Annotated in this window: 11 protein-coding genes; 8 read left to right on the top strand and 3 right to left on the bottom strand. The window is 46.1% G+C overall.

Annotated elements, in window-relative coordinates; all coding sequences use genetic code 11:
• Positions 1-349 precede the first annotated feature (349 nt).
• Positions 350-487 (top strand): hypothetical protein, encoded by a 138-nt coding sequence (locus NDI44_RS28345; protein WP_190416251.1) that lies wholly within the window; start codon positions 350-352, stop codon positions 485-487.
• A gap of 641 nt (positions 488-1,128) precedes the next feature.
• A complete protein-coding gene (locus NDI44_RS28340) occupies positions 1,129-3,252 on the top strand; it encodes a molybdopterin oxidoreductase family protein (RefSeq protein ID WP_190416250.1) in 2,124 nt (707 codons plus the stop codon).
• Between the two features lie 403 nt (positions 3,253-3,655).
• On the opposite strand, the gene NDI44_RS28335 is transcribed toward NDI44_RS28340, so the two are convergent.
• On the bottom strand, positions 3,656-4,303 hold the full coding sequence (locus NDI44_RS28335) for a TetR/AcrR family transcriptional regulator (protein WP_190416249.1): 648 nt from the start codon (positions 4,301-4,303) through the stop codon (positions 3,656-3,658).
• Between the two features lie 134 nt (positions 4,304-4,437).
• Between NDI44_RS28335 and NDI44_RS28330 the strand changes: the two genes are divergently transcribed.
• Positions 4,438-5,742, top strand: a complete 1,305-nt coding sequence (locus NDI44_RS28330; RefSeq protein WP_190416248.1) for a nucleotide disphospho-sugar-binding domain-containing protein — start codon at positions 4,438-4,440, stop codon at positions 5,740-5,742.
• 113 nt (positions 5,743-5,855) lie between these two features.
• Positions 5,856-6,350 (top strand): GNAT family N-acetyltransferase, encoded by a 495-nt coding sequence (locus NDI44_RS28325; protein WP_199305073.1) that lies wholly within the window; start codon positions 5,856-5,858, stop codon positions 6,348-6,350.
• Between the two features lie 70 nt (positions 6,351-6,420).
• Here the strand turns inward: NDI44_RS28325 and NDI44_RS28320 are convergent, their stop codons facing one another.
• Together NDI44_RS28320 and NDI44_RS28315 are read right to left on the bottom strand one after the other, a co-directional pair.
• Positions 6,421-7,305 carry a class I SAM-dependent methyltransferase gene (locus tag NDI44_RS28320; protein WP_190416246.1) on the bottom strand — a complete coding sequence of 295 codons (885 nt, stop codon included), beginning with the start codon at positions 7,303-7,305 and terminating at the stop codon, positions 6,421-6,423.
• 660 nt (positions 7,306-7,965) lie between these two features.
• Positions 7,966-8,652: a tyrosine-type recombinase/integrase gene (locus tag NDI44_RS28315; protein WP_190416245.1), complete on the bottom strand. Its 687-nt coding sequence runs from the start codon at positions 8,650-8,652 to the stop codon at positions 7,966-7,968.
• A gap of 765 nt (positions 8,653-9,417) precedes the next feature.
• Here NDI44_RS28315 and NDI44_RS28310 point away from each other — a divergent pair.
• The 4 genes from NDI44_RS28310 to NDI44_RS28295 all read left to right on the top strand — a co-directional run bounded on the left by NDI44_RS28310 (position 9,418) and on the right by NDI44_RS28295 (position 14,225).
• Positions 9,418-9,660 (top strand): hypothetical protein, encoded by a 243-nt coding sequence (locus tag NDI44_RS28310; protein ID WP_199305071.1) that lies wholly within the window; start codon positions 9,418-9,420, stop codon positions 9,658-9,660.
• Positions 9,661-10,456: 796 nt separating this feature from the next.
• Positions 10,457-10,762, top strand: a complete 306-nt coding sequence (locus NDI44_RS28305; protein ID WP_190416243.1) for a fertility inhibition FinO-like protein — start codon at positions 10,457-10,459, stop codon at positions 10,760-10,762.
• A 234-nt stretch (positions 10,763-10,996) separates the two neighbouring features.
• Positions 10,997-11,176 carry a hypothetical protein gene (locus NDI44_RS28300; protein WP_190416242.1) on the top strand — a complete coding sequence of 60 codons (180 nt, stop codon included), beginning with the start codon at positions 10,997-10,999 and terminating at the stop codon, positions 11,174-11,176.
• 124 nt (positions 11,177-11,300) lie between these two features.
• The gene (locus tag NDI44_RS28295) at positions 11,301-14,225 is read left to right on the top strand and encodes a virulence-associated E family protein (RefSeq protein WP_190416241.1); all 2,925 of its coding nucleotides are present in this window, start codon (positions 11,301-11,303) and stop codon (positions 14,223-14,225) included.
• Positions 14,226-15,367: the final 1,142 nt, after the last annotated feature.

Below are 15,367 nucleotides of genomic sequence, written 5' to 3'. Positions count from 1 at the left end.
AAATGGAGAAGTTCTCCAACGAATCGCCGACCATTTGTAAGACGGGGACAGCGATCCCGGTGATTGTATTCATCACTTCTTCCATCTAAGACAGCCTTAGATGGAAGAAGGTACCAGTTATGATTTAGGAAACTTTTGCGATTCCATCTCGTAAACTGGCACCTTTTCAAGTGCTCTAGCCACCAAAGTAGCAATTTGGTAGTTGTCTCAACTCCTGCTGTCGGAAAAGAAATTCTTTGTCGTGTTATCAAACTTATGTCGTTAAACTTTTAAATTGATGTGATTCTCATCTCACCTATGTCGTGGTGATAAAGGCTCTTTTGGGACAACGGCAGGGAGATTAGACCTCATGTATGAATGGTCAAGTAGCTTAATCCCATCTGTCAGTAGACCAGATGTGCTGGAGATCGAGGCTCTCCGCACTGCCAAGGGTGTTTCGTGGCAGACCTCGTTACTGGCGGTAAAGTGGTTTATCTATTTAGCCTGACCCGTTTAAGTGAGTGATCGCCTTTCCCCATCTCTCATTTACCTTTTTTCACAGCCAACTGGGTCACTGTCGCAGTCGAAGCTATGCGGGTCAGGCAGTAAAACCTTTCGACTCACATTGACTTATCACCGCGCCTCCCACTTTGTAGATAAAGTTGTTTCTTCTGGGGAGCAAGTGTTAAAGATAGCGTCTTAAGTGAGAGCTGTCCGCCAATACCTGTAAATATTTATACTTATCCCTTCTACTGAATGCGGTTGCAGGCATCCTTTGTTCAAGGTGATCGCTACTTACAAAAACCAGCACCAATTGGGGACATCAAAATTTCTTCTAATTTTGAAAATAAGCGGGTGATCGCCCTCAAGAAACCGTATTCCAATTAGTGCATAAAGGCGTCAGCCCTTAATGTTGAAGTGTTCACTCCACCTACTGCTCCACTATTTGAGGCGCGGGATAGTTCTTCTGCCATTAATGCATTACAGTTTCAGCCCGATTTATTTAGTTAAATCCTACTGCTGTCCCAAAAATTCCGCTCGTAGAGATAACGAAAGCAGAATTCATTTTTATGTAACTTTCTTGACAGTTTTTCAGAGACGTGATCGCTAAATATAAGACCACAATCCTGTAATCAGCGGGGCAAAGTTATGGTCAGCACTGTAGGCGAAAAGACCATTGTACTCGGCGCATGTCCTCACGATTGCCCCGATACCTGTGCCATGCTCATAACGGTGGAGAATGGTAGAGCCACATCAGTAAGCGGCAACCCAGACCATCCTTTTACACAAGGCACTCTCTGCGGCAAAGTTAGCGACTACCTTGACCGAGTTTACAGCCCAGAGCGAGTGCTTTACCCGATGCGGCGAGTTGGACCCAAAGGTAGCGGGCAATTCGAGCGGATCAGCTGGGACGCCGCCCTTGACGAGATTGCCAACCGCTTCAAAGAAATTATTGCCCAGTATGGTGCAGAAGCCATCCTCCCATGCAGTTACCTAGGGCACGAAGGGCTTCTCAACGGTCTGACTGTTGGCGACGCCTTCTTCAATCGACTAGGTGCTTCCATCAGCGAACGCACCTTCTGCATTTCTGGAACTAGCACCGCTTGGCTGATGACCTATGGTGCAACGCACGGTACTGACCCAGACACCTTTTCCCACTCTAAATACATTATCTTGTGGGGTTGCAATGTACTCTCCACCAACGTGCATTTGTGGCCATTTATCAAAGAAGCAAGACAAAACGGCGCTAAGTTAGTTGTGATTGACCCAGTTCGTACCAAGACTGCAACGCAAGCAGATTGGCATATTCCGATTCGTCCTGGTACAGATGGTGCCTTTGCATTAGGACTGATGCATGTCATTATCAACGCAAATTTAATTGATGCGGACTATGTAGAAAATTACACCGTTGGGTTTGCAGAACTCAAGGAAAGAGTTAGCGAATTTCCACCAGAACGAGTTGCTGAAATTACGGGAATTCCCGCTGAAGATATCGTAACTCTGGCTAGGGAATACGCTACAACGCAGCCATCAGTTATTCGTCTGGGAGTTGCGCTGGAGAAGCAAGCAGGGGGCGGGCAGGGGATACGGGCAATTTGCTGTTTGCCTGCCTTAGTGGGTGCGTGGCGGCACTTGGGAGGTGGAATGCTACAGGCTCCTATGTGGCCTTTCCCCATTCGTTGGGAAGTGGTGCATCGCCCTGAGTTTATTAAGTCGGGTACACGGGTGGTTAACCAGTGGCAGATTGGTCAAACTTTAACTGGAGAACTGAATCCACCTATTAAGGCTTTGTTTGTCTACAACTGCAACCCAGTTACCCAAGCAGCTGAACAGGACAAAATTGTGGCGGGTTTGTCTCGTGAGGATTTGTTTACTGTTGTCAGCGAGCAGTTTATGACAGATACCGCTGATTATGCAGACATTTTGCTGCCTGCTACTACTCAAGTTGAGAATTTGGATTTGATGTTTTCATGGGGACACACCTATGTAACTTTAAATATGCCAGCGATCTCGCCTTTAGGAGAAGCCATCCCAAATATTGAACTTTTCCGGCGTTTGGCAACTCGGATGGGGTTTGAGGAAGAGTGCTTTAAACTTAGCGATGAGCAGATGGCAATCGAGGTTTTGGACTGGTCTGCACCTGCGCTAGAAGGCATTGATATGGATTTGCTCAAAACGAAAGGGTTTGCCAAGTTAAAAATCGACTTGGTTCCTCACTCTATGGGAAACTTTCCCACCCCTTCCGGGAAATGCGAGTTCCTGTCATCTATGGCTGTGGATAGTAACTATGTGTTACCAGCGTTTCGCCAAGGCTGCGAAGAATTTCAACCAGGAACGCCAGTAGACCCGTTGCCTACTTATACTCCGCAGCGGGAGTCACCGATTAGCAATCAGACGCTAAAAGAGCGTTATCCTCTAAGTTTGCTATCAGCTAAACCGCATCAGTTTATTAATTCTTGCTTCGCCAATTTGCCCAAGCACCGCAAATTACAGAGAGAACCAAGGGTAATTGTCCATCCAGCCGATGCAGCGGCTCGTGGTATTGTCGAGGGGCAGTTGGTGAAGGTGTTCAACGACCGGGGAGCGTTTCAGGTTCCGGCTCATGTTAGCGACATTACGCGACTGGGTGTAGTAGTTGCGCCTCTGGGTTACTGGCGCAAGCTTTCTCACGCAGCGAATACTGTAAATGCGGCAACTTCATCTGCTTTTGCTGATTTGGGCCGTGTGGCAGCAGTGGGAGATTCTTTGGTTGAAGTTGTGATTGTCAGCTGAGTTCCCTCTGGTTCCCACAGTTCAAGAGGTTCAGCAGGGAGTCGCAAGTCAAGACAGCGATCGCTAGATTTCGGCGCTCCGAAATCTAGCTTCACTCGGTAGGAATCGCAAGTCGAGACAGCGATCGCTATCTAGTCCCGTGGGATGCACGGCTTACAGTATAAAAGGATTGCGAAAATTGAGCTGGCAGGGATCACGACTTATCTTTTCAAGACTGAGCCGGCTGCGATGAAGGATGCGATCTGCGCGATCTGCGGGGTGACTTATGCTTTTGAAACAACAAGCCTCATGGAAAAGCCGCAAGTGGGATGGCAAAAGTAGGCTAAAAGTCGGGAAAACCATGTATGACGATGTAGAAAAGGAGCGGACACCAGTGCGATCGCACTGCAAGGAATGTATTTGTCTAAGTATTCGCTTGGACACCACTGAGCACTAATTGAATTGCAGCTTCCGTATAACGCTCTATCATCTCCTGACTCAGTAAATCCTCATCTGGCGTGAGATGCTTCACGTTGTCGTAAGCATTGGCATAGAACGTACAAATGCCAATAATATTGAGCGTCGTCATGTGAACATCAAGCGGGCGAAACACACCCGTTTGCATTCCACGTTCTAGAAGGCCTGCCAGTTGTGCAATCGGCTCCTGCCAATTAATGACTTTAAAGTACCGTCCTTGATTCTGAATTGCTTCCTGAAACAAAAGCATTCCCCGATTTCGATTCGTGGTTTCGTACTCAATTGTGGCTTGAAGCAGTGATCTCAACGCTTCATTGGCAGGCAGTGCATCCAGGTTAAGTTGCTCAAACACAGATTGGAGAAACGCAGCCGGACGCTGCAATACGGCTTGATATAGCCCTTCTTTACTCTGGAAGTAGTAATAGATCATCCGAGGCGCGACTCCTGCACGAGTTGCAATGGGGTCAACTCTTGTGCCATGTAACCCGTGTTGAGCAAACTCAATTTCGGCGGCATCAAGAATCTGCTGCTGAGTTGCCTCGGCATCTCGAATCGCTCGTTTCGGCTGCTCTAGGGATTGTGCTTTACGCGCCATACGCCAGTATGTGGTCTATTGATGTGAGTCTGCCTTGATCCTACTCGGTTTATGAAATAAACGTTCCATTAACGCTTGACAAAAGCAAGAGGTAGCCTTCATCTTTATGAAATAAACGTTTAATTCATAAACTGATGACACGATTTCTGATTGGCACGATTGCAGCGACCGGGCACGTCAATCCGGCTCTACCCATCGTGCGGCGACTGATTGAGCAGGGGCATGAAGTGTGGTGGTACACCGGGCATGGATTCAAAGAAAAGGTCGAAGCAACGGGTGCGCGTCACGTTTCGATTCAACGCGGGATTGATTTAACGCGATTTGAGACGATTCCAAAAAGTTGGCTGGAACAGCGTGATGCGCTCAAAGGGGTCGCACAGTTTAAGTTCTACCTCAAACACGGCTTTATTGATGCAGCAGTGACGCAATTACAGGATCTTACTGATATCCTCAACGAATTCCCAGCAGAGATTCTATTGTGTGATGTGTTCTTTGTGGGAATGTCCTGGCTGTACGAAAAAACAGGTTTACCCTGGGCAGCGTTTGGGATGTCTGCTTTACCCTTTATGAGCCACGATACGGCTCCATTTGGCTTAGGAATGCAGCCGAACCCTTCTATGAGCGGACTGCTACGGAATCAGCTACTCAACATTTTCTCTCGTGCTGTATTAATGCGGGATGTCCGTATTCACTTAGATAAGGTTCGGTCTAGTGTTGGCTTGGCTCCCAAAGGGCAAGATTTTTTCACGGCTGCACTTTCACCCTTTCTCTACCTTCAAGGAACAACGCCCTCGTTTGAATATCCGCGTCGTGACTTGCCACCCCAGGTTCACTTTATTGGCACTTTTCTGCCTCCGGCTCCGCCTAACTTCGTACCGCCCGCTTGGTGGCAGGAGTTGCAGGGTGAACGGCCTGTCGTTCACGTTACTCAAGGAACAGTTGCAACGGAAGCAAGCGATCTCATTGAGCCAACGATTCAAGCCCTTGCAGATGAGGAGGTGTTAATCGTTGCGACGACTGGAAAACAGCCGCTTGAGAGGGTCAAGCTCAAAGCAATACCTCAGAATGTGCGGATTGAACCGTTTATTCCTCATGCCTGTTTGTTGCCCCATGTGGATGTCATGGTGACAAATGGCGGCTTCAATGGCGTGCAGATTGCTTTGGCAAACGGAGTGCCGATGGTCACAGCCGGACAAACTGAGGAAAAACCAGAGATTTGCGCTAGAGTTCAATGGACGGGAACCGGAATTGATCTCAAAACAAGCACCCCAACACCCGCAGAAATTAAAAGTGCGGTGGAAACAATTCTATCGACTCCAACCTATAAGCAGAATGCCCAACGGTTTCAGCAAGAGATCAGGTCATATGATTCTCCAGCGATTGCAGCATCATTACTCGAAACTCTAGCAAACACAAAACAACCTGTGCTGAGCAAGTAACGGCAATCTCTCAATCAACACACTTTCTCCTGTTGTAAAAAATTTGAAAGGTTTTTGGATTAACGACACTAATGTGTTGATAGCGACAAATGATTTGTTATCTGATAACTGTTATGTTCATTCGTGCTTTTGAAATGTCTGATTGGGAAGACGTATCCGAGCTTTTTCTCCAACCAAAATGTCGGTGGGGAACCCTGCAAATGCCCTACCAATCGCGCGATGAAATCAAAAAGAAATTAGAAAGCCCATCAACAGGGATGTATCGTTTAGTAGCCGTTGTCAACCAGGAACAAAAACAAAAAGTTGTAGGATTGGTTAGTTTGCATACCTTCGGTGGGCGTCGGAATCATGTAGGCGAGCTAGGTATGCTTGTCCATGACGACTACCAAAATCAAAGGATTGGCTCTGCTCTTATGGAATCAGTGATAGACTTAGCTGAAAAGTGGCTTAACCTAAAACGCATCGAGTTGACTGTTTACACTGATAATGCCAACGCCATTCATCTTTACGAAAAGTATGGCTTTGTAATAGAGGGTACATTTCGGAAGTACGCTTTCCGCTCTGGTACTTATGTTGATGCTCATGCAATGGCTAGGATCACTGAATAGCATAAAATAAAACAAAGGAACAGTGAAGTACACTTTCTTTTGTTCAAAGTTTAATAAATATTAGAGTCCATCAATTTTCGTGAAGTATAGGCATCCGAGCGCATAAGCTATACATCAAAGGGATAGAAGGTATATCAGAGGGAGAAACCATGCGCCGTCCGGGTAATTCTTCCATTGTGTCAAATAACTTGCAACCATTAGCATAAGAATATTCTTTGAATACTTCTAGATTTAGCTTAGCTTCTAATACTGCTGTAATAATTTCTCCAGTACCCCATTGAAATTCATGAGACGGATAGGGATTACGAAAGTTTTCGATTCCCTTTTCATAAACCCAAGGTGTTAGCCCACCAGCCGATTGTGCTACATAATCGCTGATGCCATCTGACCAAGTTAAGGGTTGACCGTCAGCAAAATAGGGATATTTTAGCGTCCATTGTTCATCAAACATCATGGCAACTGGATGAAATTCAACTACAACTAATCGCCCATTGGGTTTTAGTATGGATGCGATACCTTTTGCCCATAAATTAATATTAGATAGCCAACAGATTGCGCCGTAAGAGCAAAATGCTATATCAAAACGTTCGTTCGTGTTTGCTGTTTCTGCTAACCAATCGTAAATATCAGAACGATGGAATGTTGCATAAACGCCAGATTTTTGTGATAGCTTTTGAGCAAAGTCAATTGCTTCATCACTGATATCTACACCAGTTACTTTAGCACCCAGTTGTGCCAAACTTAAGGTGTCCTGACCTGCGTTGCATTGGAGATGAACTAAGGATAAGCCAGCGATGTCACCTAGCAGTTCCTTTTCTTCTGGAAATAGGGTACTGCCACCTGCTTTGAAAAACTTGGCTTGGTCACTTTTATGACTGTTGTGTGCTTTGGTCGCTTCGTTCCAAGATAAGCGGTTCTCTTGGTGTAGTTGTTTTCTATTAGGTACGTCTGCCATGATGTTTGCTTAGATGCTTCTCGGTTGCTGTTGGGATTGGTCAATATTAAAGATTTTAAGTCATATAAACTTAGCTTCGTTACATAAAGTAAATGGGATTTTCGTTACAGCGTGCCATTTATAGTAGAGTTGAGGTTTGATATCTTCCCAGGCAATTTTAGAATCGAGATTAGGTTGTGTATAAACTAATAACGTTTGCAAATACAATGTTAGAGCCTTTTTAGGCTAAATGTCGAATAACAGATTATTTATCGTCTTAACTAATTGTTGTTGTTAAGCATTTCTATCGCTACCAAAGCCTAGATATATTTGGATAAAGAAGAGCTAGAGTTAAGATAATTATGACTTTAAAGAGAAATTCCTACCAAAGGGTTACTTGACCCAAAAACCCTACTGTATGGGTAAAGATTTGAAAGGTTTTTGAGTTACGACGCTAATGCGTTAATAGGCTTAGTCTTAACAATGGAAAAATTTTGGTCGTTAGTGAGGAGTCAGAAGGAACTGTCCCATTTTTGATGTCTGACCGTTCGCTGCCTGGAGGTCTGTAATGGCGAAAAATCGTTTTTCGGGATGGCGAGTGTCCCATTTATGGTTCAAATTGGGACAGTTGAACAGGTACTAGCGATCGTAGACTTGTCAATCAGGACAGCCAAAAAAGCCTTAATTTATAAGCTTTTGAGCCTTACCGACCAAAATTTTTCCGTTGCTATAACTAAGCCAATAGTGGTGCAGGTCGGGAAAGTCGTGTTTCCCGACCTGTCCAATGATGGGGGATAGCATGGATAGGGTGGCGGCGGCCCCCAAGATTTGTTCGTCCCTCACTTCCAAGTAAGCTGACAGCTGGGATAAGTCCCGGTGTCCTGAATAAGCGGCGATTACACGCAATGGAATGCCTGCATTACTCATTTGAGTTAAAGCAGTACGTCGGAAAGAGTGGGTTGAGGCTCCTTCGATCCCCACCTGGTGCGCCGCTTTTCTCAATATCCGGGCGGCAGAGTCTGGGTTGATGTGTCCATCGTTGAAGCGACCGGGGAACAGGTAAACCGCACCCGCAACTGGTTGATAGGTGATGAGTATGGAGCGCAGGTCTTCAATGATCGGAATGGTACGAGTTTCTAATTGCCCTTTGGTATTCGCTTTCCGAATGAGCAAATTAGGACGCACCCGACGCTTAGTATCGTAAACGTCTTGAGTTAAAAGAGTGCAAGCTTCATTAATTCTGCAAGCACTAAATAGAGCGACGGCAAACAAGCAGCGATCTCGCTCGGTCTGAAGTCCTTGGCTAAATAGCAATTGAATTTCAGTTTGGGAAAGAATCTTGGCTTTCCCATGCCGGTCTATTTTCAACCTGACGACTCTCGCTTTACTGCACCTGATTTAACGGCAGTGGGGGGTAGCCTGTCTAGTCACTGTTTACATTTTGAGTTAATCAACTACAAATCACACTGAATGGCGCAAGAGGCGCTAGGAGCTTCTATAAGGGTTGCTTCACCCCGAACCAGGCCGAATTTAACGGCAGAAAATTTCCTGGTTCCGTAAGCGATCGCTTATAGATGGCAGCCTAACTTGTGTCAAAGTTGAGTGAAAGCTTGATTTTTCGTGGATTGTAACCGGATAAATTTATCAAATTTTCCCAAACTGCCAGAAAAAGGCATCTGTCAGCAGCTCTGTGAGAATCTAAAGTTCTCAATACTTTCTCAATCTGGAGCGCCAGATTGAGATTTCCTGAAGTTAGTTAGATCCTTAGAGAAGCCAAGAGTTGTCGAACCGCTTGAAAGTTCTCCATACTTTCTCAATCTGGAGCGCCAGATTGAGATTTCCTAAGATGGTTACTTCCTTAGAGAAGCCAAGAGTTGTCGAACTACTTGGCGGATGCGATTGCGCTTGAGATGGCGGCTGAAGTTCAAGGGAATTTGTAAAAGTTTGGATCAGGATATTCATGTCGGTTTAGAGTCCGCGATCGCTAACTGGCTCGACAAACAGCATTTGACGCAGGGTACAAGCATAAGGAAGCCAAGAAGCTGAAAGGGGCGTTCGCCATAAAGCTTTCCCAGATGGTATGCCTGAACAAAAGCCGGATGAATTACCTCGACAAGTTCCAGCAGATGATTGATGAATACAATGCTGGTTCTCGCAACGTGGAGAGGTTCTTTACCGAGTTGGTGGAGTTTGCCCAAGAACTCAAGGTTGAGGCTGAACGTGCGCTCGCTCTCGAATCTGGAAGAAGAACTTGCGATCGTTGATTTGCTGACGAAACCAGACATCAGCTTAACCGAGAAAGACAAGCTGGAAGTTAAGAAGGTGGCTCTTGAACTGTTGTCAACCCTCAAGCCAGAAGAACTGGTGCTGGATTGACGTCGGCGGCAGTGAAAGTCGCGATCGAGGAGATTTTAGATCAACTACCCGAAAGCTATCTAACTGAGGTGTACCAGCGCAAGTGCGAAGAAATCTACCGCACGTCTACGAATCTTATTCAGTGGCAGGACGCAGTATTTACACTATTACCACTTCAGAAGAGCGTTCGCACCTTTTAGTTAGATTGAGGGGACTACCTGTGCCTCCACCACAATCATCTATCTTTGTACTTAGTCCCAGAAGCCACAAAATGCGATTAGATTTTTTTTAGCTTTTTTAGATACTTATGAAACACACAAGCAATAAGATAGGAAAGAAGACCAAATCTTAGATTTGGTTGTGGCGTAAGAAGACCGTACTTCGGGCGCTAAAAGCGATATAAGAGAAGAAATTGAGGCGCGTCGAAATGATGCAGCTTGGGCAAAGCTACTCCGTTGTTCAAAAATCAGAGTGTTGACAAGGGATAAACTTGAACAAATAAAAGCATCTGGAAGCGGCAAGTCACGAGTAATAAAGCGCGATCGCTCTCAAGAAGTCGCAATTAAAATATCCGCATCACATTTATATAGGAGGCATTATGCATCATGGCAACGCTAGGAAAACTTGACTTAACCAAAAGATTTCAGAGTTTCCCTCAGAAGTGAGAGTTGTCGAAAACGGCTGGAAATCTTTTGCGATTGAATGCGATGGGCAGATTGTGACCAAAACGACGAAACCCAAGATAAAGTGCGTTCGCTCTCAAGAAACTGGCAACTAAAATATCCGCATCACATTTATATAGGAGGCATTATGCATCATGGCAACGCCAGGAAAACTTGAGTTAACCATAAAGATTTCAGAGTTTCCCTCAGAAGTGAGAGTTGTCGAAAACGGCTGGAAATCTTTCGAGATTGAATGCGATGGGCGGATTGTGAGTATAACGACGAAGCCTAAAATGTTCAAAAAAATTGAGGAGGCACAGGCGAATTACCCAATGTGGGTTGCCGCGATCGCCGGAAAGATGGGAGAACCCACGGATCGAGGCTTTGTCCTAAACGAGCCAGCCATCCAGGTTTTTGAGAAGAAGCCAAAAGAACCGAAAGAAACAGCAACGACACAGTGAGAAACGATCGTTGTCAGTACATTCAAACGCGATCGCATTTTCATTGGATTGTAAAAAAAGCGTGGAGTTGCAAATGGAATTATCTAAAAAAAGGAGAAGGATTGCATTGATAACTAGCCAGACAATTGTATTTAAAATGTTGATCTGATTGCTCCAAACTGAAGCAGGCAGAGATCGGCAGGGATTTTACCTACTATAATTGTCTAGTGTATAGTCAGACTAAGGGAGGCAAAGATGCTATACAGGAGACCCGTTCAATTCACGCAAGGGTTAGAGGTTCGTCAATTTAATCCATTGCCAGATGCAGCCGATAATTTGGGTCTATCCGAATCAGAAGTTGCACGCGCTGCTTTCGACAGATATTTGGACAGACCGGAAAAATCCTTCGCCAAAATCAAAACGCCAGCAGCCTAAACCACTGACGTTTCATTTTTTGTACACCCACGCAAAGGTCTTCAAAGTTTGGAAGCCAAGAAACCATTTGCAGTGGACTATGGAGAAATCTACCCAGAAAAATGGGTAGATTTAATTTCATTCTATGCCGGACACAACACAATCCGCATCAGTTTTTGAACAAAATGATGATTCAAACTCGTCATTCCCCAATCCCCATGCATTTACCGTAGATTCGGAAAAATTTGATATTCGCAATTTCATCGATCGCCTTACCCCGCGAAAAAGCAAGGATGAATATGATTGTCCCTTGTGCCAAGGCAAGCTAACGATTAACCCAACTTCAGGCGCATATAAGTGCTGGACTGGAAATTGCCAATCAAAAGATATTCGAGAAGCGATCGCACCTTGGAACGAGAAAAAGCGTGTTCGCTTCCCACGAACAATCCACACGCCAAAAAGAAAGATGCCAGCCCCTGCAATGCTAGAGGGGGGAATAAATTTAGTTTGGCTTCCCGAACCGGCGACGGATTCACCCCAACCATCTACACGGTTTGATGACAAACACGGTGAGGTATCCGAAACCATTTACAAATATTCAGAATCTCAGTGGGTAGTACGGAAACAATGGAGGGATGCCAGCAAGCCCAAAGGGTACGATAAAACTTTCCGTCAATGGCATTGTGATAGCGCTGGCCAAGCGATCTATAAGAAAGGAGATCGCCCTTGGCAGCCTTATCGGATGGACGAGGCTTTGGATGCTGCCCAAAACATTGACACACCGCTGCTGTTAATGGTGGAAGGGGAAGCGTGTGTAGAAAACCTACGCCGTACAGGTTTAGCCGCAATTACCTTGCAGGGTAGTGCCTGGAACGATTCTGAGCTATCCCGCTTGGCTACTACTTTACAGGAGAGTGGTATAGCCTTGGCTTTCATCAAGGATAACGACGACGCTGGCAGCACCAAAGCCCAAAAGTGTTTGGCGGCCTGTGCTAAGGTCGGCACCCCATGCCTCATTATCGATCCGGTAAGCCTATACGCAGACCTGCCCCAGAAGGGAGACGTTGTTGAAATTTTAGGAGCGATGGAACCAGCAGAATTTATTAGAAGGCTAGAAGAGCAAATCCACAAGGCAGTGGAGGAGCAGCGAGATTGGGTTGATGACGACACCGATTCGTCTGAGGAGGATGATATCCCTCAGACTCGGAGTAAAACCAAACATCGCTACTTTGCCATCGCACGACACTGGGGGAATCGGTTAAAGCTCAATGAACTAAAAAATATTATTGAGTTAGATGGGAAACCCCTAGAACTGGATACAATCTCAATCCGACTAGCGATCGAGCTTGATGAGGATATCCGCAAGGAAGAGGCGATCGCGATCTGCACAATCATCGCCAAGCGCAATGCCTACAATCCCGTAAAGGTCTACTTAGAAAACTGCTCTGAGAAACACCAACACGTACCAATTGACATCGATAACCTGGCTACGCGCTGGTTCGGGACAAGCGATCGCTTACCAAACATCTACCTGAAACGCTACCTAATTGCCTGCGTTGCCCGGATTTATCAGTCCGGTTGTCAGGTTGACACTTCGTTGATTCTGCAAGGCTCCCAAGGCTTTAAGAAATCTACTTTCTTTCGGGTCTTACACCAAGGCTCCCAAGCCCGTGAGTCTCATGAAACTTGGTTTGATCAAACGATGTCAGATTTCACGAACAAGGATGAACGCGATAAACTTCATCGTTTTTGGTGCCTAGAGTGGGGCGAACTAGAACGGGTACTCCGGAAAGGCGATGATGTGGTTAAAGCATTTTTAAGCACCAGGGAGGACACTTATCGTCCTCCGTATGGTCGTGAACCCATCACCAAACCGCGACAGTCCGTTATCGTTGGCACAACAAACCGCGATGAATTTTTAAGTGACGACTCAGGCGATCGCAGATTTTGGACAGTCAAGATTGAACGTCCTATCGATACAGCACAAATCGAAGTTGAACGGGATTTGGTTTGGGCTTCTGCGGTAGCAGCGTACAAGCGGGGCGAACAGTGGCATCTAACCGATGAAGAACAAGCGCAGTCCTCGCAGGCAAATAGCCAATTTCATACCTCTGACAGTTGGGAGTCCTACGTCTTTGATTACATTCGAGGTCTGCAACAAGTCACGACCGCTGAAATCCTCCAGAGTGCGTTGTCGTTTGAGAAATCCCGACAGGACAGAGCATCCCAAATGCGAGTTGCAAGCATCATGAAGCGCCTAGGGTGGAAGAAAAAGAAAATTACTTGCCAAGGCATGAGGGTCAACGGCTGGGTTCCTCCTAACGTGCCTGTCCAACCTGTCCAACCTGCTCAACCTCGTCCAACCTCAGCGTCAGAGGTTGGACACCCCTCAAATCAAGCTGCACCAATGGTTTCGAGCATAGGTGTCCAACCTGTCCAACCTTTTTTCCCAAACTTTTCTGAAAAGGAAGCGATTCGAGAAAAAACCAGTGATGAGCAATCCACAAACCAGAAAAGTTTTTCTACGGATCGGGTTAGCCAGGTTGGACAGGTTGGACAAGACAACCCAGAAGCCTTACAAAGTAACAATTGTGAAGGCGTCCAACCTAGCCTGCAACCTCAGTTCCAGATGCAACAGGTTGGACACGAAGAAGATGCGATCACTCCTTCACCCGCAAGCCTGGAGGAGTTAGCAAAAAGTCTGTTGGACTGTGAGACCTGGGCAGAAGTCGAAGCAACGACATACCCCACCCTCACGCTAGAAGATCAAACAGTAGTCGTCAGTCTGTTGGGTCAAGCAGAGTGGGAGCGGATTCGAGGATCGAAGGACGCTGCGCCTGGTACATCTCCAACGCAACCAGAGGAAGTGACTGAGGTTGGAGGTTTTAAACTTTACGATGATGTCCGGATTGCCGACCCCAATCACACCTGTAGCAAATGGCATGGCTGCATCGAAAAGTTTAGAGGGAATAGTGAGGCACTAGTGCGATGGGAGGAGCGCGAAGGCAGACCAGGAAAAGAGACCGACCAGTGGTATCCGCTCAGTGAATTATCGATTCGGGTTGACTGAAGCCTCTTGAATAGCCAGTATTCTCTGGCTCTGGAAAGCGATCGCATGACGGGTGCAGCATACATTAGGAGGTTTTATCAGCTGCACGGCAAGCGAGCGTCAACTGGCAATTAAAACAACAAACCCATCGCTCTCAAAAGCTTTCACCAGAAAATTTTTGAGCGCACTGATACCCCATAAACGCTGGTGTCCCCATTAACGACGTTGAAAATCGTGTGTTCGAGGTCTGGTGAGGCAGATCAAGCCCCTGGATCTGCCTCACCAGAACTGCAACTTCAAAGAAGCTGGGCTTGCCCAGCTTAAGCGATCGCTCACGATTTCGAGGTACTCACGACCAGAGAAGAGAAGTGAAGGGATTTCTTGAAAGCCATGTTGTTGCGCTGTTGCAGGGGCAAGGATCAAGGCAAAGTTAGGGCATTAACCCGGTACGCCCGGTTAATTGAATCATTTACAATCCAAGGATTCCTTAGAAACTGGCTTCAGGTTCTTAATCTGGTGCGCCAGATTGAGATTAAGGGACTTACAACTCTTGGATTCCCTAGGAACTAGCTTTAGGTATCGCCTGCCCTGCAAAGGAAACGCTCATGTTCTTACATCCAAGGATTCCCCAGGAACTAGCTTCAGATTCTCAATCTGGTGCGCCAGATTGAGATTAAAGGACTTAGGTGAATCGAATCACTTAAGGGGACACTGTATCTCAAGCAAAGTTTATTGAGAAAATCTTCGGAGTGAGTGCTTAAGAAATAAGATTAAACAGATTGTTAGTCACTCAAAAAATTTTGGCGACACAACCGAATCAAGCGGGTTTCAGGCATTTTCATTTGGGTGCGCCGGTTTGAATTATGAGATCCTCCGGTCCTATAACATCTTCGAGTTGACTTTAGGGGAGATCAACCCAGATCGCTGGGTTGATGGACTATTCACAATCTTTAAATTCCCAGAGAGCTGCCATCTGGGAGCGCGATCGCGTTCCCAGATGGAATCGAAAGAAAAACCTGTTACAGAGCCAAAACTCTCAATTAAGAATTGGCTCTAGGTCTTCGATTAGAGTTTCTTAATGAAAAAAGTGATAAAGCGAACCACAGCGATCTCTGCCCTAGTCTTCTAGATGGTCGGCGATTCGTTGGAGAACTTCTCCATTC

This window comes from Trichocoleus sp. DQ-A3, assembly GCF_039961975.1.
GTDB lineage: Bacteria > Cyanobacteriota > Cyanobacteriia > Cyanobacteriales > FACHB-T130 > FACHB-T130.
This window is presented reverse-complemented; position numbering and strand designations above follow the sequence as displayed.